This window comes from Breoghania sp. L-A4, from assembly GCF_003432385.1.
Taxonomy (GTDB): Bacteria; Pseudomonadota; Alphaproteobacteria; order Rhizobiales; family Stappiaceae; genus Breoghania.
On record NZ_CP031841.1, the window covers coordinates 3949253 to 3970556 of the forward strand.

Annotated in this window: 25 protein-coding genes and 2 pseudogenes; 16 read left to right on the forward strand and 11 right to left on the reverse strand. The window is 64.1% G+C overall.

Annotation, left to right across the window (positions count from 1 at the left end; genetic code table 11):
- Positions 1-110: 110 nt before the first annotated feature.
- Positions 111-737, forward strand: a complete 627-nt coding sequence (locus tag D1F64_RS18080) for a TetR/AcrR family transcriptional regulator (protein ID WP_117413549.1) — start codon at positions 111-113, stop codon at positions 735-737.
- Between the two features lie 45 nt (positions 738-782).
- Here D1F64_RS18080 and D1F64_RS18085 read toward each other — a convergent pair whose 3' ends face one another.
- From D1F64_RS18085 to D1F64_RS18095, 3 genes and pseudogenes are all read right to left on the reverse strand, one after another.
- Positions 783-1199, reverse strand: a complete 417-nt coding sequence (locus tag D1F64_RS18085) for a DUF3830 family protein (protein WP_117413550.1) — start codon at positions 1197-1199, stop codon at positions 783-785.
- Positions 1200-1243: 44 nt separating this feature from the next.
- Positions 1244-2020 carry an ABC transporter permease gene (locus D1F64_RS18090; protein WP_117414701.1) on the reverse strand — a complete coding sequence of 259 codons (777 nt, stop codon included), beginning with the start codon at positions 2018-2020 and terminating at the stop codon, positions 1244-1246.
- 2 nt (positions 2021-2022) lie between these two features.
- Positions 2023-2352: pseudogene (locus D1F64_RS18095) on the reverse strand (ABC transporter ATP-binding protein); the annotation flags it as partial.
- Between D1F64_RS18095 and D1F64_RS23545 the strand changes: the two are divergent.
- Complete coding sequence (locus tag D1F64_RS23545) at positions 2346-2504, forward strand: hypothetical protein (protein WP_162901199.1); 159 nt, start codon at positions 2346-2348, stop codon at positions 2502-2504. The pseudogene D1F64_RS18095 and the gene D1F64_RS23545 sit on opposite strands and share 7 nt — an antisense overlap.
- Positions 2505-2562: 58 nt before the next feature.
- Here D1F64_RS23545 and D1F64_RS18100 read toward each other — a convergent pair whose 3' ends face one another.
- The 8 genes from D1F64_RS18100 to D1F64_RS18135 all read right to left on the reverse strand — a co-directional run bounded on the left by D1F64_RS18100 (position 2563) and on the right by D1F64_RS18135 (position 10379).
- A complete protein-coding gene (locus tag D1F64_RS18100) occupies positions 2563-3258 on the reverse strand; it encodes an orotate phosphoribosyltransferase (protein ID WP_117413551.1) in 696 nt (231 codons plus the stop codon).
- 43 nt (positions 3259-3301) lie between these two features.
- Positions 3302-4363 (reverse strand): dihydroorotase, encoded by a 1062-nt coding sequence (gene pyrC, locus D1F64_RS18105; RefSeq protein ID WP_117413552.1) that lies wholly within the window; start codon positions 4361-4363, stop codon positions 3302-3304.
- Positions 4360-5655 (reverse strand): Zn-dependent hydrolase, encoded by a 1296-nt coding sequence (locus D1F64_RS18110; RefSeq protein WP_248304504.1) that lies wholly within the window; start codon positions 5653-5655, stop codon positions 4360-4362. Before D1F64_RS18110 ends, pyrC begins: the two co-directional genes overlap by 4 nt.
- Entirely contained in the window at positions 5652-6596 is a 945-nt protein-coding gene (locus D1F64_RS18115; protein WP_117413554.1) for a dihydroorotate dehydrogenase, read from the reverse strand. The genes D1F64_RS18110 and D1F64_RS18115 overlap by 4 nt, the downstream gene beginning before the upstream one ends.
- Entirely contained in the window at positions 6590-7435 is an 846-nt protein-coding gene (locus D1F64_RS18120) for a dihydroorotate dehydrogenase electron transfer subunit (RefSeq protein WP_117413555.1), read from the reverse strand. The genes D1F64_RS18115 and D1F64_RS18120 overlap by 7 nt, the downstream gene beginning before the upstream one ends.
- A gap of 10 nt (positions 7436-7445) precedes the next feature.
- Entirely contained in the window at positions 7446-8726 is a 1281-nt protein-coding gene (locus D1F64_RS18125; RefSeq protein ID WP_117413556.1) for a TRAP transporter large permease, read from the reverse strand.
- Complete coding sequence (locus D1F64_RS18130; protein ID WP_117414702.1) at positions 8723-9250, reverse strand: TRAP transporter small permease; 528 nt, start codon at positions 9248-9250, stop codon at positions 8723-8725. Before D1F64_RS18130 ends, D1F64_RS18125 begins: the two co-directional genes overlap by 4 nt.
- A gap of 106 nt (positions 9251-9356) precedes the next feature.
- Positions 9357-10379, reverse strand: a complete 1023-nt coding sequence (locus D1F64_RS18135) for a TRAP transporter substrate-binding protein (protein ID WP_117413557.1) — start codon at positions 10377-10379, stop codon at positions 9357-9359.
- 223 nt (positions 10380-10602) lie between these two features.
- Between D1F64_RS18135 and D1F64_RS18140 the strand changes: the two genes are divergently transcribed.
- From D1F64_RS18140 to D1F64_RS18205, 14 genes and pseudogenes are all read left to right on the forward strand, one after another.
- Positions 10603-11547, forward strand: a complete 945-nt coding sequence (locus D1F64_RS18140) for a helix-turn-helix transcriptional regulator (protein WP_248304505.1) — start codon at positions 10603-10605, stop codon at positions 11545-11547.
- A 318-nt stretch (positions 11548-11865) separates the two neighbouring features.
- Entirely contained in the window at positions 11866-12081 is a 216-nt protein-coding gene (locus tag D1F64_RS18145; protein ID WP_117413558.1) for a hypothetical protein, read from the forward strand.
- A gap of 89 nt (positions 12082-12170) precedes the next feature.
- Positions 12171-12947 (forward strand): cytochrome c, encoded by a 777-nt coding sequence (locus D1F64_RS18150; protein ID WP_162901635.1) that lies wholly within the window; start codon positions 12171-12173, stop codon positions 12945-12947.
- Positions 12948-13044: 97 nt separating this feature from the next.
- Positions 13045-13797 carry a DUF4384 domain-containing protein gene (locus D1F64_RS18155; RefSeq protein ID WP_117413560.1) on the forward strand — a complete coding sequence of 251 codons (753 nt, stop codon included), beginning with the start codon at positions 13045-13047 and terminating at the stop codon, positions 13795-13797.
- A 13-nt stretch (positions 13798-13810) separates the two neighbouring features.
- The gene (locus D1F64_RS18160) at positions 13811-14056 is read left to right on the forward strand and encodes a hypothetical protein (protein ID WP_117413561.1); all 246 of its coding nucleotides are present in this window, start codon (positions 13811-13813) and stop codon (positions 14054-14056) included.
- The gene (locus D1F64_RS18165) at positions 14037-14291 is read left to right on the forward strand and encodes an OmpA family protein (protein WP_117413562.1); all 255 of its coding nucleotides are present in this window, start codon (positions 14037-14039) and stop codon (positions 14289-14291) included. The genes D1F64_RS18160 and D1F64_RS18165 overlap by 20 nt, the downstream gene beginning before the upstream one ends.
- Before the next feature lie 233 nt (positions 14292-14524).
- Positions 14525-15193, forward strand: a complete 669-nt coding sequence (locus D1F64_RS18170; RefSeq protein ID WP_117413563.1) for an RNA polymerase sigma factor — start codon at positions 14525-14527, stop codon at positions 15191-15193.
- 137 nt (positions 15194-15330) lie between these two features.
- Positions 15331-15762: pseudogene (locus tag D1F64_RS25535) on the forward strand (flagellin); the annotation flags it as partial.
- 168 nt (positions 15763-15930) lie between these two features.
- Complete coding sequence (locus D1F64_RS25540; RefSeq protein ID WP_346432331.1) at positions 15931-16893, forward strand: flagellin; 963 nt, start codon at positions 15931-15933, stop codon at positions 16891-16893.
- Between the two features lie 103 nt (positions 16894-16996).
- On the forward strand, positions 16997-18688 hold the full coding sequence (gene fliD, locus D1F64_RS18185; protein WP_117413564.1) for a flagellar filament capping protein FliD: 1692 nt from the start codon (positions 16997-16999) through the stop codon (positions 18686-18688).
- A 15-nt stretch (positions 18689-18703) separates the two neighbouring features.
- Positions 18704-19129: a flagellar export chaperone FliS gene (locus D1F64_RS18190; RefSeq protein WP_162901637.1), complete on the forward strand. Its 426-nt coding sequence runs from the start codon at positions 18704-18706 to the stop codon at positions 19127-19129.
- 62 nt (positions 19130-19191) lie between these two features.
- On the forward strand, positions 19192-19728 hold the full coding sequence (locus D1F64_RS23975; protein WP_205470532.1) for a hypothetical protein: 537 nt from the start codon (positions 19192-19194) through the stop codon (positions 19726-19728).
- An 11-nt stretch (positions 19729-19739) separates the two neighbouring features.
- Positions 19740-20231 carry a periplasmic heavy metal sensor gene (locus D1F64_RS18200; RefSeq protein ID WP_117413566.1) on the forward strand — a complete coding sequence of 164 codons (492 nt, stop codon included), beginning with the start codon at positions 19740-19742 and terminating at the stop codon, positions 20229-20231.
- A 407-nt stretch (positions 20232-20638) separates the two neighbouring features.
- Positions 20639-21301 (forward strand): FlgD immunoglobulin-like domain containing protein, encoded by a 663-nt coding sequence (locus D1F64_RS18205; protein ID WP_117413567.1) that lies wholly within the window; start codon positions 20639-20641, stop codon positions 21299-21301.
- Positions 21302-21304 lie beyond the last annotated feature (3 nt).

Consider the following 21304-nt stretch of genomic DNA (forward strand, 5'->3'; position numbering starts at 1 on the left):
CAATAAAATTTAGTCACATAAAAAATTTTTAGTCTACAAAAATTTTGGCAACATTAAATTTTTGCTGCTATGACAGACCCACGCCTTTTCGAACCACCGGATCACGCCCCATGTCGAGCCTGCGCGAACGCCAGAAGGAAAATCGCCGTCGCAACATCCTGCAGGCGGCGCGGGAACAATTCGTGGAAAGCGGTTTCGAGACCACCACGATCGAGACCATTGCGGCCCAGGCCGAGGTCTCCAGCGTCACCGTCTACAACTACTACGGCACGAAGACGGGATTGCTGTTGGCGTTGGTGGCGGAAAGTGACGCGCTGCTGCGTGAGCGCATGGATGCGCTGCTATCGGATCCGCCCGACACCATCGGCGAGGCCTTCTCGGCCTTTGCCGCGACCATTCGCGAGCACGCGCTGTCGTTCCTGACCAAGCCGGTGTGGCGTCAGGTTATCGCGGCGAGCATCGTCGAGGGCGACTCGCAGTTCGGCCGCGCCTACGCGCAACTCGACCGCGAGCTGGCGCGCCTTATGGCAAAAATTCTCGAAAAACTGCGCGCCCGCGGGCGTGTCAACGCATTGGTCGATCTCGACATCCTTGGTCAGAGCCTGTTCCATCTGCAGAACGCCCGCTTCACACAGTTCATCTCGATCGACGGCCTGCAGAACGAGACCGTCGACCGGTATCTGCGCGAGGACATTGCTGCGCTGCTGGCGGCCGCACCGGCCGGATCCCCGACATAACCGGCGACAACCGGTCCGGCACGGCCGTCATTGCGGCCGCAATGTTCACGCCAGAGCGATCTCGATGTCCTGGGCGCCTTCCCACAGAACCAGCCGGCCGAGCTCGGGCAGGTTTTCAAGACCCGACGTCACCGTGATGAAGTGGTTGCCCGCGAGCTGTCCCATCTTTGAGGAGAAGGCGACGCCGCCGTAGGCGAGCAGGATCTCGGTCTCGCTGATGCCGCCGGGATAGAAGATGAACTGACCGGGCGCGGGATGACTGGTGTGGTTCTCATATTCGAGGCCGAAATCCTTCTCGCCGAGCGGGATCCACACGCCCTCGCCGCTCCAGCGCACATGCACGAGCTGGCTCTTGAACGGCAGATGCTTGCGGAACGTCGTGCAGGTTTTGGGCGCAAGGCCGCTCTCCAGCCGTGCGGCGAATGTGAACGGGCCCGCGGTGATCTTCAGATCGTCTGACATGGATGGTCTTTCATTCAGGAATGGTGGAAGGCGGGAGACGGGTATCAGCCCGCGACGGAGAAGTCGTCGCGGCGCTTGGTCCAGCCGGTGACGCGCGCCTCGATCAGCGAGAAGACGAGGTAGAGCGAAACCCCCAGCGCCGAGAGCACGAACAGCCCGGCGAACACCAGCGGCACGTTGTAGTTGGACGAGGCGATCATCATCAGATTGCCGATGCCCTTGTTGGAGGCGACCGTCTCGGCGATCACCGTGCCGACGAAGGCCAGCGTCACCGCGACTTTCAGCGAGGCGAAGAAATACGGCATGGTGCGCGGCAGGCTGACGTTCCAAAGAATCTCCAGCTTGGACGCGCCAAGCGTCTTCATCACGTCCTCCAGCTCTGGTTCCGTGGTGGCCAGACCCGTGGCGACATTCACCACGATGGGGAACACCGACATGACCATGGCGGTGAGCACCGCAGGCACGGTTCCCGCGCCGAACCACAGCACCAGGATGGGCACGAGCGCCACCTTGGGGATCGACGAAAAACCGACGAGCAGCGGATAACCCACGTCGTAGGCGAGCCGAGACGAGCCGATCAGCATGCCGAGGAACAGCCCGATGAGGATGCCGAAGCCGAACCCCAGCAGGGTGGTGTAGATGGTCTGCACCGCGTGCGGCAGGATCGCGGGGAACCTGTCGACCAGGGTGACCAGCACCGCGCTTGGGCGCGGCAGCACCAGTTCGCTGACGGCAAGGCCGACGCACATGAATTCCCAGAAGACGAAAAAGCCGAGGATGCAGAGAAGCGACAGCAATCGGCGGCGGGCGTGCTCGGTCATGGTCATGCACCAGTTGCCCGCGCGGAGACGATGGCCGTGCGCAGGTTGTCCTTGAGGGTGACGAACTCGGGCGTGGCCGTCATGGAGATCGTGCGCGGCCGGGCGAAGTCGACCGGCTGATCGTTGATGATCCGTCCCGGGCGGGCCTGCATGATGCAGATGCGCGACGACAGATACGCGGCCTCAGTCAGGTCATGGGTCACCAGAAGCACGGTGGGCTTCTGCGCCAGCCACAGCTTCTGCATCACCTCCCACAGTTCCTCACGGGTGAACTGGTCGAGCGCGCCGAAGGGCTCGTCGAGCAGCAGCAGCGTCGGCTCGTGGATTGATGCTGGGGGACGGTTTTGCCTCCCGGCCGATCGATCCGCGCGACATCCGCCCGGGAAATCTCGTGCTCTGCCAGATGCGCAACCGCAGCCTGCCCGTCGCCGCCGCCATTTTCGCGGAATGGATCGCCCAGGATTTCGGCCGCCAGCAAGCATGAAAAGGCCCGCGCCATTCCGGGAATGCGCGGGCCTCAACCATCATCAATGTCGCGGAGATCAGGCGGAAATTTCCGTGACCCCACCATGCTCGCCCGACCACTTCAGCGGCTCGTTGAGAAACGCCTCGACCTCGCGCAGCGTGTCGGGATCGAAATAGCCGTTGTCCTTGCAGACCTTCAGCACGTCCCACCACGTGGCAAGCGAATGCAGGTTGAGGCCGTGCTTGCGCAGGTTCTCGCGGGTTTCGGGGAAGATGTCATAGTAGAACACCACCACCGTGTCGGTGACTTCCGCGCCGGCGCGGCGCAACGCCTCGCAGAAGGTGATCTTGCTGCCGCCGTCCGTCGTCAGATCCTCGACCAGCAGCACGCGCTGGCCCTCGGAAATGTCACCCTCGATCTGCGCGTCGCGGCCAAAACCCTTCGGCTTCTTGCGCACATACTGCATCGGCAGGTCGAGCCGGTCCGCGATCCAGGCCGCGAAGGGAATGCCCGCCGTCTCACCGCCCGCCACCGCGTCGATCTGCTCGAAGCCGATGTCGCGCAGGACGATCGAGGCCGCGAAATCCATCAAGGTGTTGCGGATGCGCGGATAGGAGATCAGCTTGCGGCAGTCGATGTAGACCGGGCTGGCAAGCCCGGATGTGAACATATACGGCTTGTCGGCACGGAAATGGACGGCCTTGATCTCGAGCAGCATTTTCGCCGTCATCTCGGCGATCAGCGATTTGTCCGGGAAAGCATTGGAGATCATCGGCGGGTCCTCTCAGGGCGGATCGATGCGGGCGTTAAAACGGCTAGCCCTTAGCACCTTTCTCCACGCGCCAAAAGAGCGGGAATCCGGGATCGAACACGGTGACCGGCCCGGCGCCCGTGGAAACCCGTTTCGGCCACTCCAAAGGCGCCTCGCCGCGCACCAGCCGCAGCCGCTCCTCGTTGACCGGCAATCCGTAATAGGCTGGTCCGTTGAGGGAAACGAAGGCTTCCAGCTTATCCAGCGCATTCTCCTGCTCGAACACATGCGCCAGACACGACATCGCCGTGGGCGCGGTGAAGATACCCGCGCAGCCGCAGGCCGATTCCTTGGCCGGGTCCGCGTGCGGCGCGGAATCGGTGCCGAGGAAGAAGCGCGAATCGCCCGAGGTCGCCGCCTCGCGCAGCGCCAGCCGGTGCGTTTCGCGCTTGGCGACCGGCAGGCAATAGAAATGCGGCTTGATGCCGCCCACCAGATAGGCGTTGCGGTTGATGATCAGGTGATGGACCGTCAGCGTCGCCCCCAGGTTCTTCTCCTGCGAGCGCACGTAGTCCACGCCCTGCCGGCTGGTGACATGCTCCATGACGATGCGCAGGTCGGGAAAGCGCGCGCGCAGCGGGATCAGCACCCGGTCGATGAACACCGCCTCGCGGTCGAAGATGTCGATGTCGGGATCTGTGACCTCACCGTGCATGCATAGCGGCAGACCGATCTCGCTCATGCGCTCGAGCACCGGATAGGCGGTCTCGATGTCGCGGATGCCGCTCTCGGAATTGGTGGTCGCGCCCGCCGGATAGAGCTTCAGCGCCTTGATGAGGCCCGACGCCGCGCCCGCCGCCACATCGTCGGGATCGGTGACCCCGGTCAGATAGAGCGTCATCAGCGGCTCGAAAGTATCGCCTTGCGGCACCGCGGCCATGATGCGCGTGCGGTAGGCTTCGGCGTCCGCGGTGGTGACCACCGGCGGCACCAGGTTCGGCATGATGATGGCGCGGGCGAAATCCGCGGTCGTCGAAGGGGTGATGCCGTCGAGCATGGCGCCGGCGCGCAGATGCAGGTGCCAGTCGTCGGGACGGCGGATTTCAAGCTCGGTGACGGCGCTCATGCGGGGGACTCCAGCAGGTAGTCATAGATGATCGCGGTCGCGGCGAGGAAATCCGAAATCTCCATCGCCTCGGCCGGATTGTGCGAACCATTGCGGTTTCGCACGAAGACCATGCCCGTGGGAACCCCGGCGTTGGCGAAAACCGCCGCGTCGTGACCGCCGCCGGACGGCATGACGAACGGTTCCAGCCCCAGCCGCGTGGCGGCCTGCGTCAAACCCTCCACAACCGCGGGAGCGCACAGCGCCGGTTCGGTGCGCAGAGCGCCGTCGAGCTCGAAGCGCACCTTGCGCTCGCGCTCGATGGTCCGCATCTCGTGGCGCAGCAACTCGCCCATGTCGTCGAGCACCTGGGCGCTCTGGCTGCGGATATCCAGACTGAAGTCCACCTTGTCGGGAATGCGCGACAGCGCGTGGCTTTCCACGTCGGTGGCGACCATGCCGGCGGTCAGCACGAGATCGTCGCCCTTCTGCACGATCGTCAGCCAGCTCTCGTCGAGCCGGGTCAGAAGATCCGCCATGGCGAGCACCGGATCGCGGCGGTAGGAGCGCGGCACGGCGCCGGAGTGTCCCGCCTCGCCGATGCAGCGCACGCGCTTGTGGCGGAAATTGCCGCGAATGCCGGAGACCACCGCCGCCGGCAGGTTCTTTTCCACCAGTAGCGGCCCCTGCTCGATGTGCAGCTCGATGTAGGTGAGCACCGACGCTGGATCGATCAGCGCCTCGCCCCGGCGCACCGGCTCCATGTCGATGCCGACGCGTTGCATGTGCTCGTCAAGCGTCGCCCCGTCGCCCTTGTGCGGCGCGGACCGTTCCTCCTCGCCGAGCACGCCGAGCAGGGCCTTGGACGCGATGTAGCACGGGCCGAACCAGGCGCTTTCCTCGCCGCGCATGGCCAGCGCGTGCACGGGTCGGGCGAAGCGCACGCCCTCGCGCCGCGCGCGCACGAGACACAGAAGCCCCGCGACGACACCGGCGAGCCCGTCGAAATTGCCGCCCTGCGGCACGCTGTCCACATGCGAGCCAACCAGCACGGATTGCTCCGCGTCGGCATCCTCGGGCAGCGAGAACACCAGGTTGCGGCCGGCGTCCCAGCGCACGGAAAGTCCCTGCGCGCGGGCGAAATCGGCGAGATACTCCAGCGTCTCGGTCTCGACTTGCGAGAACGCAGGGCGGCTGACGCCGGCGACGTCGCGGCTGCGCTCCGCGATTTCGTCAAACAGTCCTGCCGCCATCGTCTCGAACGGCTGCATGCCCGCGTCCATAGCTTGAGCTTGCGTTGCGACAGCACTCATGGCGCGGCCTCCATGAACACAAGGCCTTCCGCCGCCTCGCCGTCCTGCACGGAGCCGATCAGATCGCTCACGGAGCTCAGGCCTTCCGCGGCGAGCCAGGTCTCCAGCTCACGGATAAGGCGGGGCATGACATTCGGCTCGGTGAAGGTGGCGGTTCCGACCTGCACGGCTGTGGCGCCCGCGATCAGGAACTCGACGACGTCCTCGACGGTGGAGATGCCGCCGCAGCCGATCACCGGAATCGCGACCGAACGGGCGCACTGATAGACCATGCGCAGCGCGATGGGCTTGAGCGCCGGACCCGACAGACCGCCCATCAGGTTGCCCAGCTTGGGCCGTCGCGTGCGGATGTCGATGGCCATGGCCAGCAGCGTGTTGGCGACGACGAGCGCATCGGTGCCGGCGTCCTCCGCCGCGCGCGCCACTTCGCTGGTCTCGCCGGTGTTCGGCGACAGCTTGGCCCACAGCGGCAGGTTGGTGACGCCGCGCAGCCTCTTCATCACCGCGTGCGTGGTCGACGGCCGCATGGAGAAGGCCTTGCCGTCCTCCTCGATATTGGGACAGGAGATGTTGACCTCGATGGCGGCAACGCCCGGCAGATCCATCTCCGCGCAGAGGGTCGCGAATTCGTCGACGCTGCCCGCCGATATGCTGACCACCAGCGGCGCCTCGTAGGCTTCGTAGAACGGCAGGATGTCGCGCTTGAAGGCGTCCACGCCCTTGCTCGGGATGCCGATGGAATTGAGCATCGAGCCGCGCACCTCGCACACGCGCGGGGTCGGATTGCCGCCGCGCTTCTCGCGGGTCAGCGTCTTGGTCACATGCGCGCCGAGCAGATCGAGATCGAAGACGCGCGCCAGATCCTCGGAGAACGTGCCCGAGGCCGGCATGACCGGGTTTTTCAGCGCGAGCGCGCCCAGGCGAACGGAAAGATCTAGCATGCCACGGCCTCCTGCAAATCGAACACCGGGCCTTCCTTGCACACGCGCTCCTGCACGATGCCGCCGTCGCGGCGGAACGGGCGCACGCAGCACTGGCACATGCCGATGCCGCAGGCCATCTGCTGTTCCAGGGCGATCTGGCCGGGAATGCCGTGCTCGGCGCCGATCTGCTGCAACAGCCGCAACAGGCGATTGGAGCCGCAGGTGTAGAGCGCATCGACGCCGGGGCCGGCGATTTCTGCCTCGATGATCGTCCGCAGATTGTCGATGCCCGACGTGCCCTCTCTGTCGGTAACCGGGATGATGCGGGTGCCGAGCGCCTCGAAATAGTCGATCGACATCAGCAGCTCCGGTGTGCGCGCGCTGCAGATGGCGGTCAGTCCGCGGCTCAACCGGCGCGCTTCCTGCGCCAGCGGCGCCAGCGTCGCAAGCCCCACGCCGCGCGCCACCAGCAGAAGGTTTTTCCAGTCATCAGCGATCTCGAACCCATGACCGAGCGGGCCGAGCACATTCAGCGTCTCGCCGGGTGCAAGCGTCGCCAGGGCGCCGGTGCCCTCGCCCGCGACCTTGTAGAGAAACTGCAGCTCGCCGGCTTCCGCGTCGTAGCCGTAGATGCTCATCGGCCGGCGCAGGAAAGGCTGCAGCGCGCCGCGCGTCGGGCACAGAAGGTGGAAGAACTGGCCCGGCTTGCAGTCGAGGATCTCGGCCGGCGCGTCGAGCACCATCAGCCGGTACTCGCCGTTGACCGGCGTGTTGCTTTTGACCCGGCAGTCGGTTTCGAAAATACGAGGGCGTTCCGCGTCCGGTCGGGAGGCGCGGTCGAGGACGGCGAGCGTCATGCTGTGCTTCCTATCCGAAGATGAGATTCGGGATGAACAGGGAGATTTCGGGCACGTAGGTGACGATCAGCAGCACCACGAGATTGGCGCCGATGAAGGGCCACACGCCCTGGATGATCGACATCACCGGTTTGCCCAGCGTCGAGGAGGCGACGAAGATGTCGAGCCCGAAGGGCGGCGTGATCATGCCCAGCGAGATGTTGAGCGTGACGATCATGCCGAAGTGGATCGGGTCGATGCCCAGCGCGGTCGCCACGGGAAACAGCGGCGGCACCAGGATCAGCAGCGCCGAGTTGGGATCGATGAACATGCCGGCGATCAGGAAACAGACGTTGACCACCAGCAGGAAGGTGATCGGCCCCGCGTCGATCAGCGCCAGGAACTGGCTGATCTGGGTGGGTACCTGCGCCAGCGTGACGAAGAATGATAGCAGCCCGCCGAAGGCCAGAAGGATGAAGATGATTGCGGTGGAGACCGCCGCCTGCTCGGTGACCTCGCAGAGCTTGCCGAAACCGAGATCGCGATAGACCACCGTCTCCACGAAGATGGCGTAGACGACGCTGACCACGGCGGCCTCCGTCGGCGTGAAGGTGCCCGAGTAGATACCGCCGATGATGATCGCCGGCATGCCAAGCGCCCAGCCCGCGGCGATCAGCGCCTGCAGCCGCTCGCGCGACGAGGTGCGCTCGGTGGCGCGAATGCCGCTGCGCTTGGCCTCGATCATCACCAGAACGGCGAAGGCCAGCCCCAGCACGAGGCCCACCGCAAGACCGCCGGCGAACAGCCGCGCTATCGACGAGCCGGTCATCCAGCCGTAGACGATGAAGGTGATGGACGGCGGGATCAGCAAGGCGGTCTCGGCACTGGAGACGATCAGCCCGAGGCTGAATTTCTGCGAAAAGCCGCTGGCGCGCATTTCCGGATAGATCATCCGGCCAAGCGCCGCAACGGTGGCCGGCGCCGAGCCCGAGACCGATCCGAAGGCCATCGCGCCGCCGATGGCCGTGTGACCGATGCCGCCCGATGTGTGGCCGACGAACGCGCGCGCCAGACCGACGAGACGGCTGGCGATCTGGCCGGAGCCCATCAGTTGTGCCGCGAAGATGAAAAACGGAATCGCCAGCAGCGTCGTGTGATTGATGCCGCCGATCAGCTTCTGCACCAGCGCCGGATCCGGAATCGCCGCGTAGAAGGCTTCCTTGGTGGCGATCGCCGAGACGCCGAGCACCAGGAACATCTCGAAACCAAGCACGAGCAGCAATATGGCAAGCCCGATAACCAGGACAATCATGAGTGTGACTCCCCGGCGGTCGCCTGATCGTCAACATTATCCGGTGCGGAGAAGCGGTCGATGATGCCGAACAGCGACAGGCCATGGCGCAGGGCCAGCAGGGCGAAGCCGCCAAGCGGCGCCACGTAGATCCAGCCCATGGGAATGTCGAGCGTCGGGCTGCGCTGACCCGTGCCGAGTACAAAGACCACCATGCGCCATGCCAGCACGGTGAGATAAAGCGCGAAGACGAGCCCCACCAGGTCGATCAGCTTGAGCACCAGCCGGCGCGCTCCCGTGGGCAGCGCGTTGCGCAGCGTGTCGATGCCCACATGCCGGCCGCGTTCGAGCGCCAGACCCAGCGCGCCGAACACCAGGAAAATGTTCATCAGACGCACGGCTTCCTCGATCCAGGCGAAATCACTGGCGTAGCTGCCGCCCGCCTCGCGCACGACGACATTGAGAAAGAACAGCACGACCATCAACAAAAAGACGGTGACGAGAAAGACGCGCTCGGCCGTTCTCAGGATCGCTAGCGGCGTCATGATGTCCACCTGGTTGCCAGACCGGCCGGAATGACCGGGCCGCACGCGCGGCGTAAAACGAAAACGGCGGCGGGAGATGGCTCCCGCCGCCGCAAGAAACAGCAGCTTACTTAGAAGCGAGCTCGGAATAGGCCGTCTCGTAGGCCTCGATCAGGGCCTTGCCCTCATCGCCGGCGCGTTCGATGTAGGCAGCGCGTGCCGGGCCGTACATCAACTCGCGCATCTTGACCTTCTCATCGGCGGACAGCTCACGGATGTCGATGCCGCTTTCGGTGATGACCTTCAGCGCCTCGGCGACGGCCGCCGCCTTGTGGGCGCGCAGCTCCGGCACGACTTCATTGAAGGTGTCGGCGATCACCGCACGGTACTCTTCCGGCAGGCTCTTCCACCACGTCGGGTTGAACAGGATCACGTCTTCCATCGCGCCATGATCGGACAGCACCAGGTACTTCTGGACTTCGTAGAACTTCATCCGCTGGATGGTGTCGAGCGGATTTTCCTCGCCGTCGACGAGACCGGTCTGCAGCGAGGTGTAGAGCTCGCCGAAGGGCAGCGGAATGGCGGAGGCGCCCAGCGCGTTGAACTGCTCGACGAGGATCTTGGAATCCATCACCCGGAACTTCTGGCCGGCGAAGGCCGCGATGTCATCAAGCGGCTTGTTGGAGGTGAAATTCTTGCGGCCGTTCGGCCACAGGCCGACACCGACGACGCCGCGCGAGTCGAACGTCTTGAGCAGCGCCTTGCCGAAGTCGCCTTCGCGCAGCTTGGCGGCGACTTCTTCGTCTTCGGGCAGCAGGAACGGAATGTCGAGCACGGAGACGGCCGGATCGAACCCGCCGAGGAAGGCGGCCGGAGAAACGGTCGCCTGGATAACGCCGAGCTGAACGCCCTCGGTCATCTCGCGCTGGTTGCCGAGCTGGCCCTGCGGAAAGAGCTGGAACTCGACGGCTCCCTTGGTGCGCTCGGAAACCAGCGCGGCGACCTTCTCGAGGAAGACGTGGCGCGACTGCTGAGCGGACTCAAGATGACCGATCTTGGCGGTGAATTCGGCGGCGTGCGCAGGCAGACCCGCAAGGGCGGTCAATCCGGCGACGGCGAGGGCGGCGAGAGGACGGCTGATGCTGTTCATGGGAAATCTCATGTTTCCTGAGGCTCTGGAGCTGGGTCACGACCCAAGTGAAGCAGCGAAGCTAGCGCCGCTGAAACAGGGGAGTCAACGAAAATCTCAAAAATGAGATTTTTTGCATTTCCATATCATTATTGTGATAATCTGCCGCGGCATCCGCGATCCGCATGCGTTGGAAACACGCGGAGCGGACGCCGCCCCACACCGCAGAGGCCGAACGACACCAGTGGATATTCTTCGCGACCGGACAGCCGCCGCAGACGGGCAGGCCGACGACATCAACTATTCGGATATCGGCGCCCGGCTCAACGCGTACCGGATGGGACGGAATATCTCGCCCGAAGAACTGGCCGCGCGGCTGGGCATTTCGCGCGCCGCGTTGTACCGGGTGGAAAAAGGCGATATCCGCAAGATCGACACGTTGACCAGCATCGCGCGGGTGCTCGGCGTCTCGCTGCCGAACCTGCTCGGCGTGGGTGTCGAATACGTCGACAACGCGGTGGCGTTCTTCGAGCGCATGCGTCAGATCGAGGAGGACAGCGAGCAGATCATCGGCCTGTTCGGCCCCGTCTCCTACCTGCTGACATCCGACGACTACGACGAGATGCTGCAGCAGGTGTTCCAGGATCTGGAGCGCGATGCCGGCGGCGCCAACACCGAGACATCGCAACAGATCGCCCGGCTGCTGGATATCCTGCGGCAACGCAAGCAAGCCTACCGGCGCCGGCGGCAACTGCTCGTCAGCCTGATCACCTCGGCCGACTTCGAACGCTTCCTGCAGCACGGACTTGTGGCCGGCGGCGCCATGCCGCATGCCTTGCAGCGCGACCGCCGCGCGATGGCCTGCCGCGAGGCGCGCCACATCACCGCCCTGCTGCGCAAGCAGCCGATCGGCGTGCAGATCGGCATCGTGCAGCAGTCGACGCCCGCGATCGGCTTCCAGATTTTCCGCCAGCCCAATCGCTCGGTGCTCGCCATCAGCCCGTTCCGGCTGGGCGAGCAGCCCAATGTGCACGTGGGCGTCGGCCTGATCACCTCCGCGCCGGAGGCCTTGACCCTGCACGAGGACATCGCGCGCACGCTGTGGGACAAATCGCTGAAGGGCGACGACGCCGCGGACTATCTCGACGGGCTGATCGCCCAACATTGCGAAGCCACGTCTGGCGACTGAAAGGCCCCTGAGGGTCGATACGCAATTTTTGGTTGCCGAACCGCCGCAACACATCGAATTATTGATATGTGAAATACCGATGGTAAGCGTATCCGGCGAGGTCGCGCGGCAGACATCGGTTTCCAGCATATCGCGGCTCCGACCCAATAAAGGAATGGTGCCGGAGAATTGGTATCGCGCCGCTGCCCGCCCCGTGCGCGCACCAACGGAAGTGGTACCCTCGCGAGGGTTGTCTGTTGGGGCATTGATTGTTTTTGGCCTGTGCGTGATCGCCACGCTGCTGTCGGTTCCCGCCGCCAGCCATACGGGCCTGCCAACGTGGATTTCGCTCGCGGCCTCCTCGACCGCGTTTGTCGCCATGGCCCTGAACCAGTTCCTGGCGACGCGGCCGACGCCTCCATCCGCTTCGCCATCAAGCCGGTCGGCGATTTCACCCGGCGGCTGCGCGATCGACTCAAGCAAGGCGACCGGATCCAGATCGAGGGCGGTCACGGGCGCTTCAACTTCGAGCGCGGCGGTGACACCCAGCTCTGAGTCGCCGGCGACATCGGCATCACGCCGTTCCTCGCCATGGCCGAGCGCCTGCGCGAGATGCCGAGCGCCGCGTGCACCTGGTCCACTGCGTGCGCGATGAAGATGAAGCGGTCGGCACCGCGGCACTTGACCGGCTGGCGGGTGAACTCGCCAATTTCGACGTCACATCGTTGAACACGACTATCGCGGCGGCGGCGCATTTCGCCAAAGCGGCCCCCGCGATTCTGGCCGGCGTCCTGGCACTTGCCGCGCAGTCCGCTCCCGCCGCGGCCCGCGATCTGTTTGAGCCCGAAGCGTTTGCCACCTATCAGGCCGATGTCGGGAACGGCCGCTACATGGCCAACGCCACCGGGTGCCTCGCCTGCCACGCCGCGGGCAATGATCTCGCGCTTCCCGCCGGCGGTCTCAAGCTCGACACCTACATCGGCACCTTCCATGTCCCCAACAGCACCGCCCATCCGAGCGCCACGGGCGGCTGGAGCAACGCCGACTACCTCAACGCGGTGATCAACGGCGTCACGCCCGACGGCCGCAACTACTATCCCGTGTTTCCCTACGCCGCCTATGCGGGGATGACGCCGCAGGACGTGCTCGACATCAAGGCCTACACCGAGACGCTGACGCCGTCCGACAACACGGCGCCGCGGCACGAGATCTCCTTCCCCTATAACCTCAACGCCACGATCTCGCTGTGGAAGCGCAACAATTTCGACACCCCCGCCTTCCAGCCCGGCGATAGCTCGCAGATGAGCCGCGGCCGCTATCTAGTGGAGAACGTCGGCGCCTGCGGCGAATGCCACACCCCGCGCACGCTGACCTGGGGCTGGACACGGACGCCGACATGCTGGCGGCGGAGTTCGAAATGACGCTCGAGGAGTTCGAAACCGCGGTGCAGCGGGTGCAGGATGCGACGGTCGCAGCTTCGCGATTGACTGGACCAACCAGCTCAAGGGCGGCTCCCGCGTGCCGCGTTTCGAGGTCGAGCAGCAGTTCGCGCGGCTGATCAAGCCGATCCTCAACCTCGATCCGCTCGATGCGGACGTGGAGATGGCCTGCGCTCACGCTGTGCCCGACTACAAGGACGCCGGCTACCGCGACGACGCCTACCGCACCGATCCCGACAGCGGCGGCGCGCTGAAGCTGTCCATCGACGTGCGCAACACCGACGTCTTCGTCGACGAGAGCGTGAGCTTCGATGTCACCGCCAACCACGCCTGCGAGCTGCAGATCTTCTATGTGGAGGCGGACGGCAACGTCGAGGTGATCCCGCAACAGATGATCGGCCAGCCGTTCCTGGAGGCGGGCATACCGCGCACGATCCCGGACTCCTCAGTCGGCGCGCTGGTGTTCGACACCCCGGCACACAATGAGACGCTGCTGCTCAACTGCAAGGAGCACGGGCTAGGCAAGGGTCGACTTTCGGCCAAACAGGCCCGCGCGCTGGTCAAGAGGTCGCACCAGCCGCCGTCGCGCGGCCTGGCGATCATGCTGCACGAGAACAACGCCAGGGAAGCCAAGAGGAAGATCCATGCCGCAACGCCCGACCATCCGCAGACGCATCAGCGCCCTCAGTGTCCTCGCTCTTTGTCTTTGCGCCGCAAATGGTCCCGCGCTCGCCGCAGGCGCCAGCACCGAAGAGATTCTGCGCTCGCTGACACCGAAGCCCGCGGCCAAGACACGATCCCTGGCGCCGCCGCCCGCCCGCATAACAGATGAGGACTCCCACTTCTTGCGCACGCTGCCCACACGCGGGCTGCGCATCGAGATGAAGCAGAAGGCGCACGCGATTGTCACCGACAACGATCTGCCGCGCATCGATATCGAGATTAACTTCGCCTATGATTCCGCCGACATCGAACGGGCCTCGCATGCCGATCTCTCAGCCCTTGGAACCGCCTTGTCGGATCCGATGCTGGCGCACGTCCGTGTCGCGCTGAACGGCCCACACGGATGCCGTGGACAGCGACGCCTATAACGCCGATCTGTCGGAGCGGCGCGCGCTGGCGGTGCGCGACTACCTGCTGTCGCATTTCAACATCGACGAACACCGGCTGATCGCCATCGGCTTCGGCGAAACCCATCTGAAGAGCCCCAGCACCCCGACGCGGCCGAGAACCGGCGCGTCGAGATCGTCAATCTCGGCGAGTGAAGCACTCCCGCGGCGCCCTGGAGCCGCCCAAATATTGGTCACCCGGAGCGACTTTTCTTAAATATAATCTTCAGAACAACATGTGATGATTTTCATAAATACATATATATTTCTATATAGATACTTCACTAGGCAATAATTTCCGGCCAATAGGCATAAATTTCCCAGAAGAAATTCAATAAAAATCTCAACGTTATTAATTTTTACAGCCTGATTTCCAAATATCCCCCGTTGAAGAGGGGAAGTCCGATCCAGCGAGTCGGATGAAATTGCGAATGGCGGGAGAAAGCGATAATGGCTTTCGCGGAAACGTCCTCGGCGCAGCCTCTTTCGACCGACCTCGACGAGGCCACAACGGCTGCCCGCACACGGGCCAGCAGGACGGAAGGCGCCATGGCTGCGGCGAGCGACGACGAACTGCTCCATCGTATCGGCCTCGATGACGAGCAGGCCTTCCGCACGCTCACCGAGCGCCACATCGATCGTGGCTATGCGGTGGCCCTGCGCATCCTGCGCAGCCCCGCGGACGCCGAGGACGTGGTGCAGGACGCGTTTCTGCAGGTCTGGACCAAGCGCGGTCGTTGGCAGCCCGGCAAGGCCCAGTTCTCCACCTGGCTCTACCGCGTGGTGACAAACCGCTGCATCGACCTACTGCGCAAGCCGCGCACCGAGACCATTGAGCTCCTGCCCGAGATCGGGGATGGCCGGAGCGACCAGATGCAGACGCTGCTTCGGCACGAGGCGAGCGCCCTGCTGACCGCGGCGATCGCCAAGCTGCCGGACCAGCAGCGCATCGCGCTGATCCTGTCCTACACCGAGAACATGAGCAACACCGACATCGCCGCGGTGATGGAGACCTCCGTCTATGCGGTTGAGTCCCTGCTCAAGCGCGGCCGCCAGAAATTGCGCCATATTCTGCGCAACGCGCAAGTCGACGTCTTGTCATTATTAACAGATGATTAATCATATGAGTTATTACACATAAGAATACTTCGCCTGATTTCTCTTTTTCTTTCGTTGAAGGAACAGGCCCGCAGAACGCGGGTCTTTACCGCGCCGAAAAACCGGGCGTGGGGTCCCAGAGAAAGCAGGAGTCATCTATGCCCGTCATTTCAACCAATACCGCCGCCAACACGGCCGTGCGTTACCTCAACATCAACTCCTCCGACCAGTCTGAATCCCTGGCCAAGCTGGCCAGCGGCTCGCGCATCACCAAGGCATCCGACGACGCGGCCGGCCTCGCCATCTCCACGAAGATCTCATCCGACGTCTCCGCGCTCGAACAGGCGTCCACCAACGCCTCGCACGGCATCTCGATCCTGCAGACCGCGGATGGCGGCGCATCCAATGTCAGCGACATTCTCGAGCGCATGAAGACCCTTGCCTCGCAGTCCGCCTCCGGCACGGTGACGGACACCGAGCGCGCCTACATCGAGGCCGAGTTCGAACAACTCGTGGAAGAAGTCGACGGCATCGCCACATCGACCCGTTACAACGGCCAGAGCCTGCTCGACGGTACCAGCACCTTCTCCGATGACACGGCGACGACGGCGGCCACGGCAACCTCGACGATCACCGGCGCGACGGCGGCGACGACGGCGCTCAGCGCCAGCATCGCCGGTGCCGACGGCGACACACTGAGCTTCGACATCAACGGCACGGCCATCGACCTGACCGTCGGCGCCACCACCACCGGCGAGATCACCGTCGACGACATCGTCACCGCGGTGAACGCGGAAAGCGCCACCACTGGCGTGACGGCCAGCACCGACGGCTCCGGCAATCTCGTGCTGGGCGCCGCTGACGGCGCAGACATCACCGTCGACAACGTCACCGTCGGCGGCTCGAACACCACGCTGACCTCCGCAGATCTGTCGACGCTCGGCATCACCGACACCGACAGCGACGACACGGAGACGTTCAGCGCCGCCGCCGCCTTGACGGTCACCGCGGGCGAGGAAGCAAGCTTCGACGTCAACGGCACGACCGTCACACTTTCCAACGACACCGCCGAAGACGTCGCCTATTCGGCGGCCGACCTGGTCGACGCCGTCAATGCCGCCCTGATCGACGACGGCAACTACGACGTCACCGCCAGCCTCGACGAGGATACCGGCGAGCTGACCTTCACCAGCCGCGCAACCGGCAGCAAGGCCTCGGTGACGGTCGACAATCTGACCGGCAGCCTGGACGGGTCGACCGACTTCGCCCTGTCCGATCTCGGCCTGACCACGGGGACCGCCACGGGCACGAGCACGGCGGCCGACACCACCGGCGCGAAAGTCGTCGTCGGCTCCGATGCCTCCGATACGATCACGCTGACGATCAAGTCGCTGACGTCTTCCGACCTCGGGATCGCGGACCTCGACGTATCGACGCAGGCAGGCGCCGAAGAGGCTCTCGCCCTCCTCGACAGCGCCATCGACACCGTTTCCAACGCCCGCGCGGAAATGGGTGCGACCATGTCGCGGTTCGAATTCCGCTCGGCCCAGATCGATACCAGCATCGAGAATCTGGAAGCCGCGGAATCCGCCATCGCCGATGTCGATATCGCCTCGGAACAGGCAAAGCTCTCCGCCGCCTCGGTGAAGGTTCAGGCGGCCGTCGCCGCCGCATCGCAGGCCAACGAGATGCCCGAGAACCTGCTGTCGCTGCTGCGATAGCAGCACTGCGGCCGGAGCGCTCCGGAGGGCATCGCTTGTTCTCGATGTCCCCGGACGGGCTCCAGCCGCCTTTTTCAGCATCTTGCCAGCACCACGGTGATCCATGGCCGACGTCTCCGCCACGACCTCCACAACCGCGACCGCCGCCACGAACTCGGCGAGCTACACCTATTCGTCGAGCTCCTCCGACATCGACTGGACGGCGCTCGTCGATTCGATGGTTCTCGCCAAGGAACTCCCGGCCGATACCATCGACGTCAAGATCACCGAGAACGAAACGAAGATCGCCGCCTACCAGGAAATGCAGTCGCTGCTCCAGGCCGTGGCCGACGCCGCCGACACCATTCGCGGCACCGACAACAGCCTGACGGCAAACGACGATGCGTTTTCGACGCGCGAAGCCTATCTGACCGCGCAGGGCGACGTGGATGCCGCATCCGCCGTCGTCATAACCGTCGCCAATGATGCCGATATCGCAACCTACGACCTGCAGATCATTCAAATCGCCACGGTCCAGAAGGTCTCCAGCGCCGCCTACGAGGAAAGCGCGGCCGAACTGGCGCTGGAGGGCACCTTCACGCTGGCCCTGGAGGGCATGGAAAGCGTCGACATCACCGTGACCGCAGACATGTCGCTGCGCGAGATCGCCGAGCGGATCAACGACAGCACCGACACCACCGGCGTCCAGGCATCGGTGATCAAGGTGTCGGAGAGCGACTATCAGCTGATCCTGTCGGGCACAGACACCGGCCGCGCAATCTCGATCACCGCCGCCTCGGGCACCGACGTCGCCACGGCGCTCGGCATAACCACGTCCGACGGCGCGTTCGCCAACGAGCTGCAGGCCTCACAAGACGCCATCATCCGCCTGGACGGCGTCGAGATCACCCGGGATTCCAACGACATCGACGACGTGATCGACGGCGTGACCTTCAACCTCTATCAGCCCACGGGCGAAGATGCCTCGATCACGATCGAGGTGTCGCCGGATCTCAACACGATCAAGACGTCGATCACCACCCTCGTGGACGCCTACAACGCCTATCGCGAATGGGCGATCACCCAGCAGGCAACGGCCTCGGGCGGTGGCGCGAGCGACGACGCGGCCCTGTTCGCCAACGGCACGCTGCGCATGGCCAACAGCGCCATCGCCGACGCCCTCAGCACCATCATCGACTCGGAATCGATGGCCCTGCTCGGCCTTACCTACGACAACAACAACATGCTGGAACTCGACGACAGCACCCTGAACACGGCCCTGCTGAACGATCTCGATCAGGTCGAGAACCTGCTCAACTTCCAGATGACCTCCTCCTCGAGCGACGTCGCCTTGCTATCGCGCTCGGACTCCATGCCCAGCGAACTGACACTGGACATCGAGGTCGACGAAACCGGCGCCGTGACATCGGTCTCCGTGGACGGTGACGCGTCGCTGTTCACCATCAACGACGCGCGCATCATCGGCGCTGCGGGCAGCGCCTACGAGGGCATCACTTTTGTTTTCACCGGCGATACGTCGCAGAGCGCCACCTTGGCGTTCACCGCCGGCATCGTCGAGCGGCTGTTCAACGCCGCGGACGGCTACGCCAACGCCGACGACAGCATCCTGACAAGCGTCATCACGGACCTGTCGGAGACCAACGAGGATCTCGACGAGCGGGCCAGCGACATCCGAAGCCGTGCCGAAGATTACCGCGATACGCTGACCACCCGCTACGCCGCGTATCAGGCGGCGATAGAAGAAGCGCAGTCGACGCTCGACTATCTGGAAGCCTATCTCAACCTCGGAGACTGACCAATGACCTGCGCAATGACCCATGCCATTTCCGCCTATCGGCAGGCCGCCACGGCGGTGCCGCCGGTGACCGCCGTGGTGCGTCTGTACGACGAAGCCATCAATGCCATCCACCGCACGATCAAAGCGCACGAGGCCGGCCGTTTCGATGAGGCCTATGCCAACGTTCAGCACGCGGTAGCCATTCTGCGCGGCTTGCGCCAGGCGCTTGACCTCGAAAGAAGCGGCCTGGTCGGACGGCAGTTGAATCAGATGTACTCAAGCAACATATTAGCGCTGACCAACAGCATCGGCAAAGCGAATGCCGCAGCGCGTCTTCGCAAACTCATCGAGGGCCTCATCGATGTGCGCGACGCGTGGGCGAGCATGACGCCGATCAAGCCGCGGGCCGAGGAAAGCGGCGCCGACTATTCGGATTTCGATAGGCCAACCGCCGCATGATCCACGGCGTCACATAGACACCCGCCGCGAAGGCATGTAATTTCCACCGCAGGCGCCACACCGTGGCGACCGTCATTAACACCATGAAAACCATGAGAATCGAAGACTTCGAAGATATTCTCGATCGTCGAGGAAGCGATCTCGACACATGGTCGAAGAAGGAGGCCGCGGCGGCCAGGGCTTTGCTCGAGCACTCGCGCGAGGCCCGTGCGCTGCTTGAGGAATCGCATGCCCTGCAACAGGCGTTCGCCCCCCAGGCGCCCGTGCGCGCGCCCGCCGGCCTCGCCGATCGCATCGTTCGCGAGGCGCTTGCCTCCTCGCGCGCACGCGAACCGATAACGCAAACCGCGGCAACGCCGCCGCAGCCGGCCCGTTTCACCGCCGGATCGCTTGTGCGGTCGCTTGCCCGGTCACTTGAATCGCTTCGGGACGGCGGGGCGGCGGTTTTTCAAACCGACACGATGCTGCGGCCGGCCGCCGTTCTGATGGTCTGCTTCGTCTCAGGCATGATCGCCAGCTATGCGAACGTCGATGAGACAAGCAATGTTCTTTCTGAAGTATCCCTGCCGACGTTTTTCACATACTTCGATCTGTCATAGCGGATACAAGAATGCCCCTTAAGACCGCAAGCCGCCGCTTCATCGTTCTCGCGAACGTCCTGTTCCTGTCGCTCGGCGTGAATTTGTTCCTGGCGGGCTGGCTTGTCGGCGGGTCGTTCGACCGGCCGCCCCCTGGACCGCCGAACTTCTTCCGCGACTTCGAAACCCGCCTCAAGGGCCAGCTTTCCGAGCGTGGCCAGGTCTTGCTGCAGGAAGGAATCGACGATCTTCGCGCCGAGTTTGAACGATTCAGGCCCGCGGCCGACGTCAGCCGCAAGAATCTGGCGAAACTGATCGCGGCCCCGGCGTTCGACCCTGACACGTTGCGGGCAACCCTTCAGGCGGCGATCGACAGCCGCAACCAGCTTGACGCCAGGTCGCTGAACCGGATCACCGCGCTGCTGGTACAATTCGACGCCAAGGACAGGGCGGCCATCGCGGACTTCATCCGGCGCACGCCGGGACCCGGACCGCAGCATTCCCAAGACACCGACCCGAAATAAACGCGCCTCGCCGCCACCGCGTGAAAACCGGACGCACCGCCGCAAGCGCTGCCCGCGCCGCCGACGCGAGCGAACGCCTGACACCGTGCGCGGGCCAAGTCCGAGGACTGGCGCGCGCCTGCCGCGCCGCCATATATTCGCGCGACACAGGCCTGCACGAGGAAGCCGCCCCGATATCAGTGCGGCCGGCCGCAAACACTTCGCGCCAACTGCGATAGTCTTGCGTGCGTTCCATGAATGTAGAAATATTTGCCTATGGGAAATATTTACCTAGTATTTATTTTAAATTAATCCGCCTGATCTGAGCTTGCCGTCCGTTTCTTATTCACAAGGGACGACCGCACGCCAGTAATGGCCAAACAAGTCGCCCCACCCAATTCGCTCATTCGACGCAAGGTGGGAAGCCGATGACCATATCAACTGTTAGCAGTGCCGCGGCGACCGCGACCACCACGAGCAGCACCAGCACTTCATCGCTCGGACTGACCAGCAACGACTTTCTGACGCTGATGCTGGAGCAGATCCAGAACCAGAACCCGCTCGACCCGACCGACACCGACTCCTACATGGAGCAACTGGTTTCCTATGGCAGCTACGACACGCTCAACAGCATCAACGACCAGATCACCAGCCTGACGACATCGATGGAGTCGATGATCTCCAACACCGGGCTGGGATATGTCGGCAAGACGGTGGAGGCCAACGGCAACACCAACACGCTGACCGACGGATCCGCCACCTACGGCTATTCGCTGGACGAAGACGCCAGCAGCGTTTCCATCTCGATCCTCGACGAAAGCGGCGCCACGGTCTGGACCGGCAGCGGCGAGACCGAGGCCGGCTCCCACAGCTTCGTCTGGGACGGCACGACCACCGACGGCACTCAGCTTGAAGACGGCGGCAACTACACCATCGCGGTCGAGGCGCTCGACGCGAATGGCGATTCCATAACCGGCAGCACGACGGTGACCGGCGTGGTGACCGGCATCGACGTGGAGAACGACGAGTCTGTCCTGACTCTCGGCGACAGCACCATTTCCATCGACGACGTCATCAGCATCAAGGCATAGGGA

Coding starts and splice junctions, on each gene's coding strand:
- D1F64_RS18170 (WP_117413563.1), top strand. CDS start 14,525: ATGGCTTTCGCGGAAACGTCCTCGGCGCAGCCTCTTTCGACCGACCTC.
- D1F64_RS18135 (WP_117413557.1), bottom strand. CDS start 10,379: ATGAACAGCATCAGCCGTCCTCTCGCCGCCCTCGCCGTCGCCGGATTG.
- pyrC (WP_117413552.1), bottom strand. CDS start 4,363: ATGAGCGCCGTCACCGAGCTTGAAATCCGCCGTCCCGACGACTGGCAC.
- fliD (WP_117413564.1), top strand. CDS start 16,997: ATGGCCGACGTCTCCGCCACGACCTCCACAACCGCGACCGCCGCCACG.
- D1F64_RS18125 (WP_117413556.1), bottom strand. CDS start 8,726: ATGATTGTCCTGGTTATCGGGCTTGCCATATTGCTGCTCGTGCTTGGT.
- D1F64_RS18110 (WP_248304504.1), bottom strand. CDS start 5,655: ATGAGTGCTGTCGCAACGCAAGCTCAAGCTATGGACGCGGGCATGCAG.
- D1F64_RS18090 (WP_117414701.1), bottom strand. CDS start 2,020: ATGACCGAGCACGCCCGCCGCCGATTGCTGTCGCTTCTCTGCATCCTC.
- D1F64_RS18190 (WP_162901637.1), top strand. CDS start 18,704: ATGACCCATGCCATTTCCGCCTATCGGCAGGCCGCCACGGCGGTGCCG.
- D1F64_RS18130 (WP_117414702.1), bottom strand. CDS start 9,250: ATGACGCCGCTAGCGATCCTGAGAACGGCCGAGCGCGTCTTTCTCGTC.
- D1F64_RS18205 (WP_117413567.1), top strand. CDS start 20,639: ATGACCATATCAACTGTTAGCAGTGCCGCGGCGACCGCGACCACCACG.
- D1F64_RS18080 (WP_117413549.1), top strand. CDS start 111: ATGTCGAGCCTGCGCGAACGCCAGAAGGAAAATCGCCGTCGCAACATC.
- D1F64_RS18100 (WP_117413551.1), bottom strand. CDS start 3,258: ATGATCTCCAATGCTTTCCCGGACAAATCGCTGATCGCCGAGATGACG.
- D1F64_RS18120 (WP_117413555.1), bottom strand. CDS start 7,435: ATGACGCTCGCCGTCCTCGACCGCGCCTCCCGACCGGACGCGGAACGC.
- D1F64_RS18085 (WP_117413550.1), bottom strand. CDS start 1,199: ATGTCAGACGATCTGAAGATCACCGCGGGCCCGTTCACATTCGCCGCA.
- D1F64_RS18115 (WP_117413554.1), bottom strand. CDS start 6,596: ATGCTAGATCTTTCCGTTCGCCTGGGCGCGCTCGCGCTGAAAAACCCG.
- D1F64_RS18200 (WP_117413566.1), top strand. CDS start 19,740: ATGCCCCTTAAGACCGCAAGCCGCCGCTTCATCGTTCTCGCGAACGTC.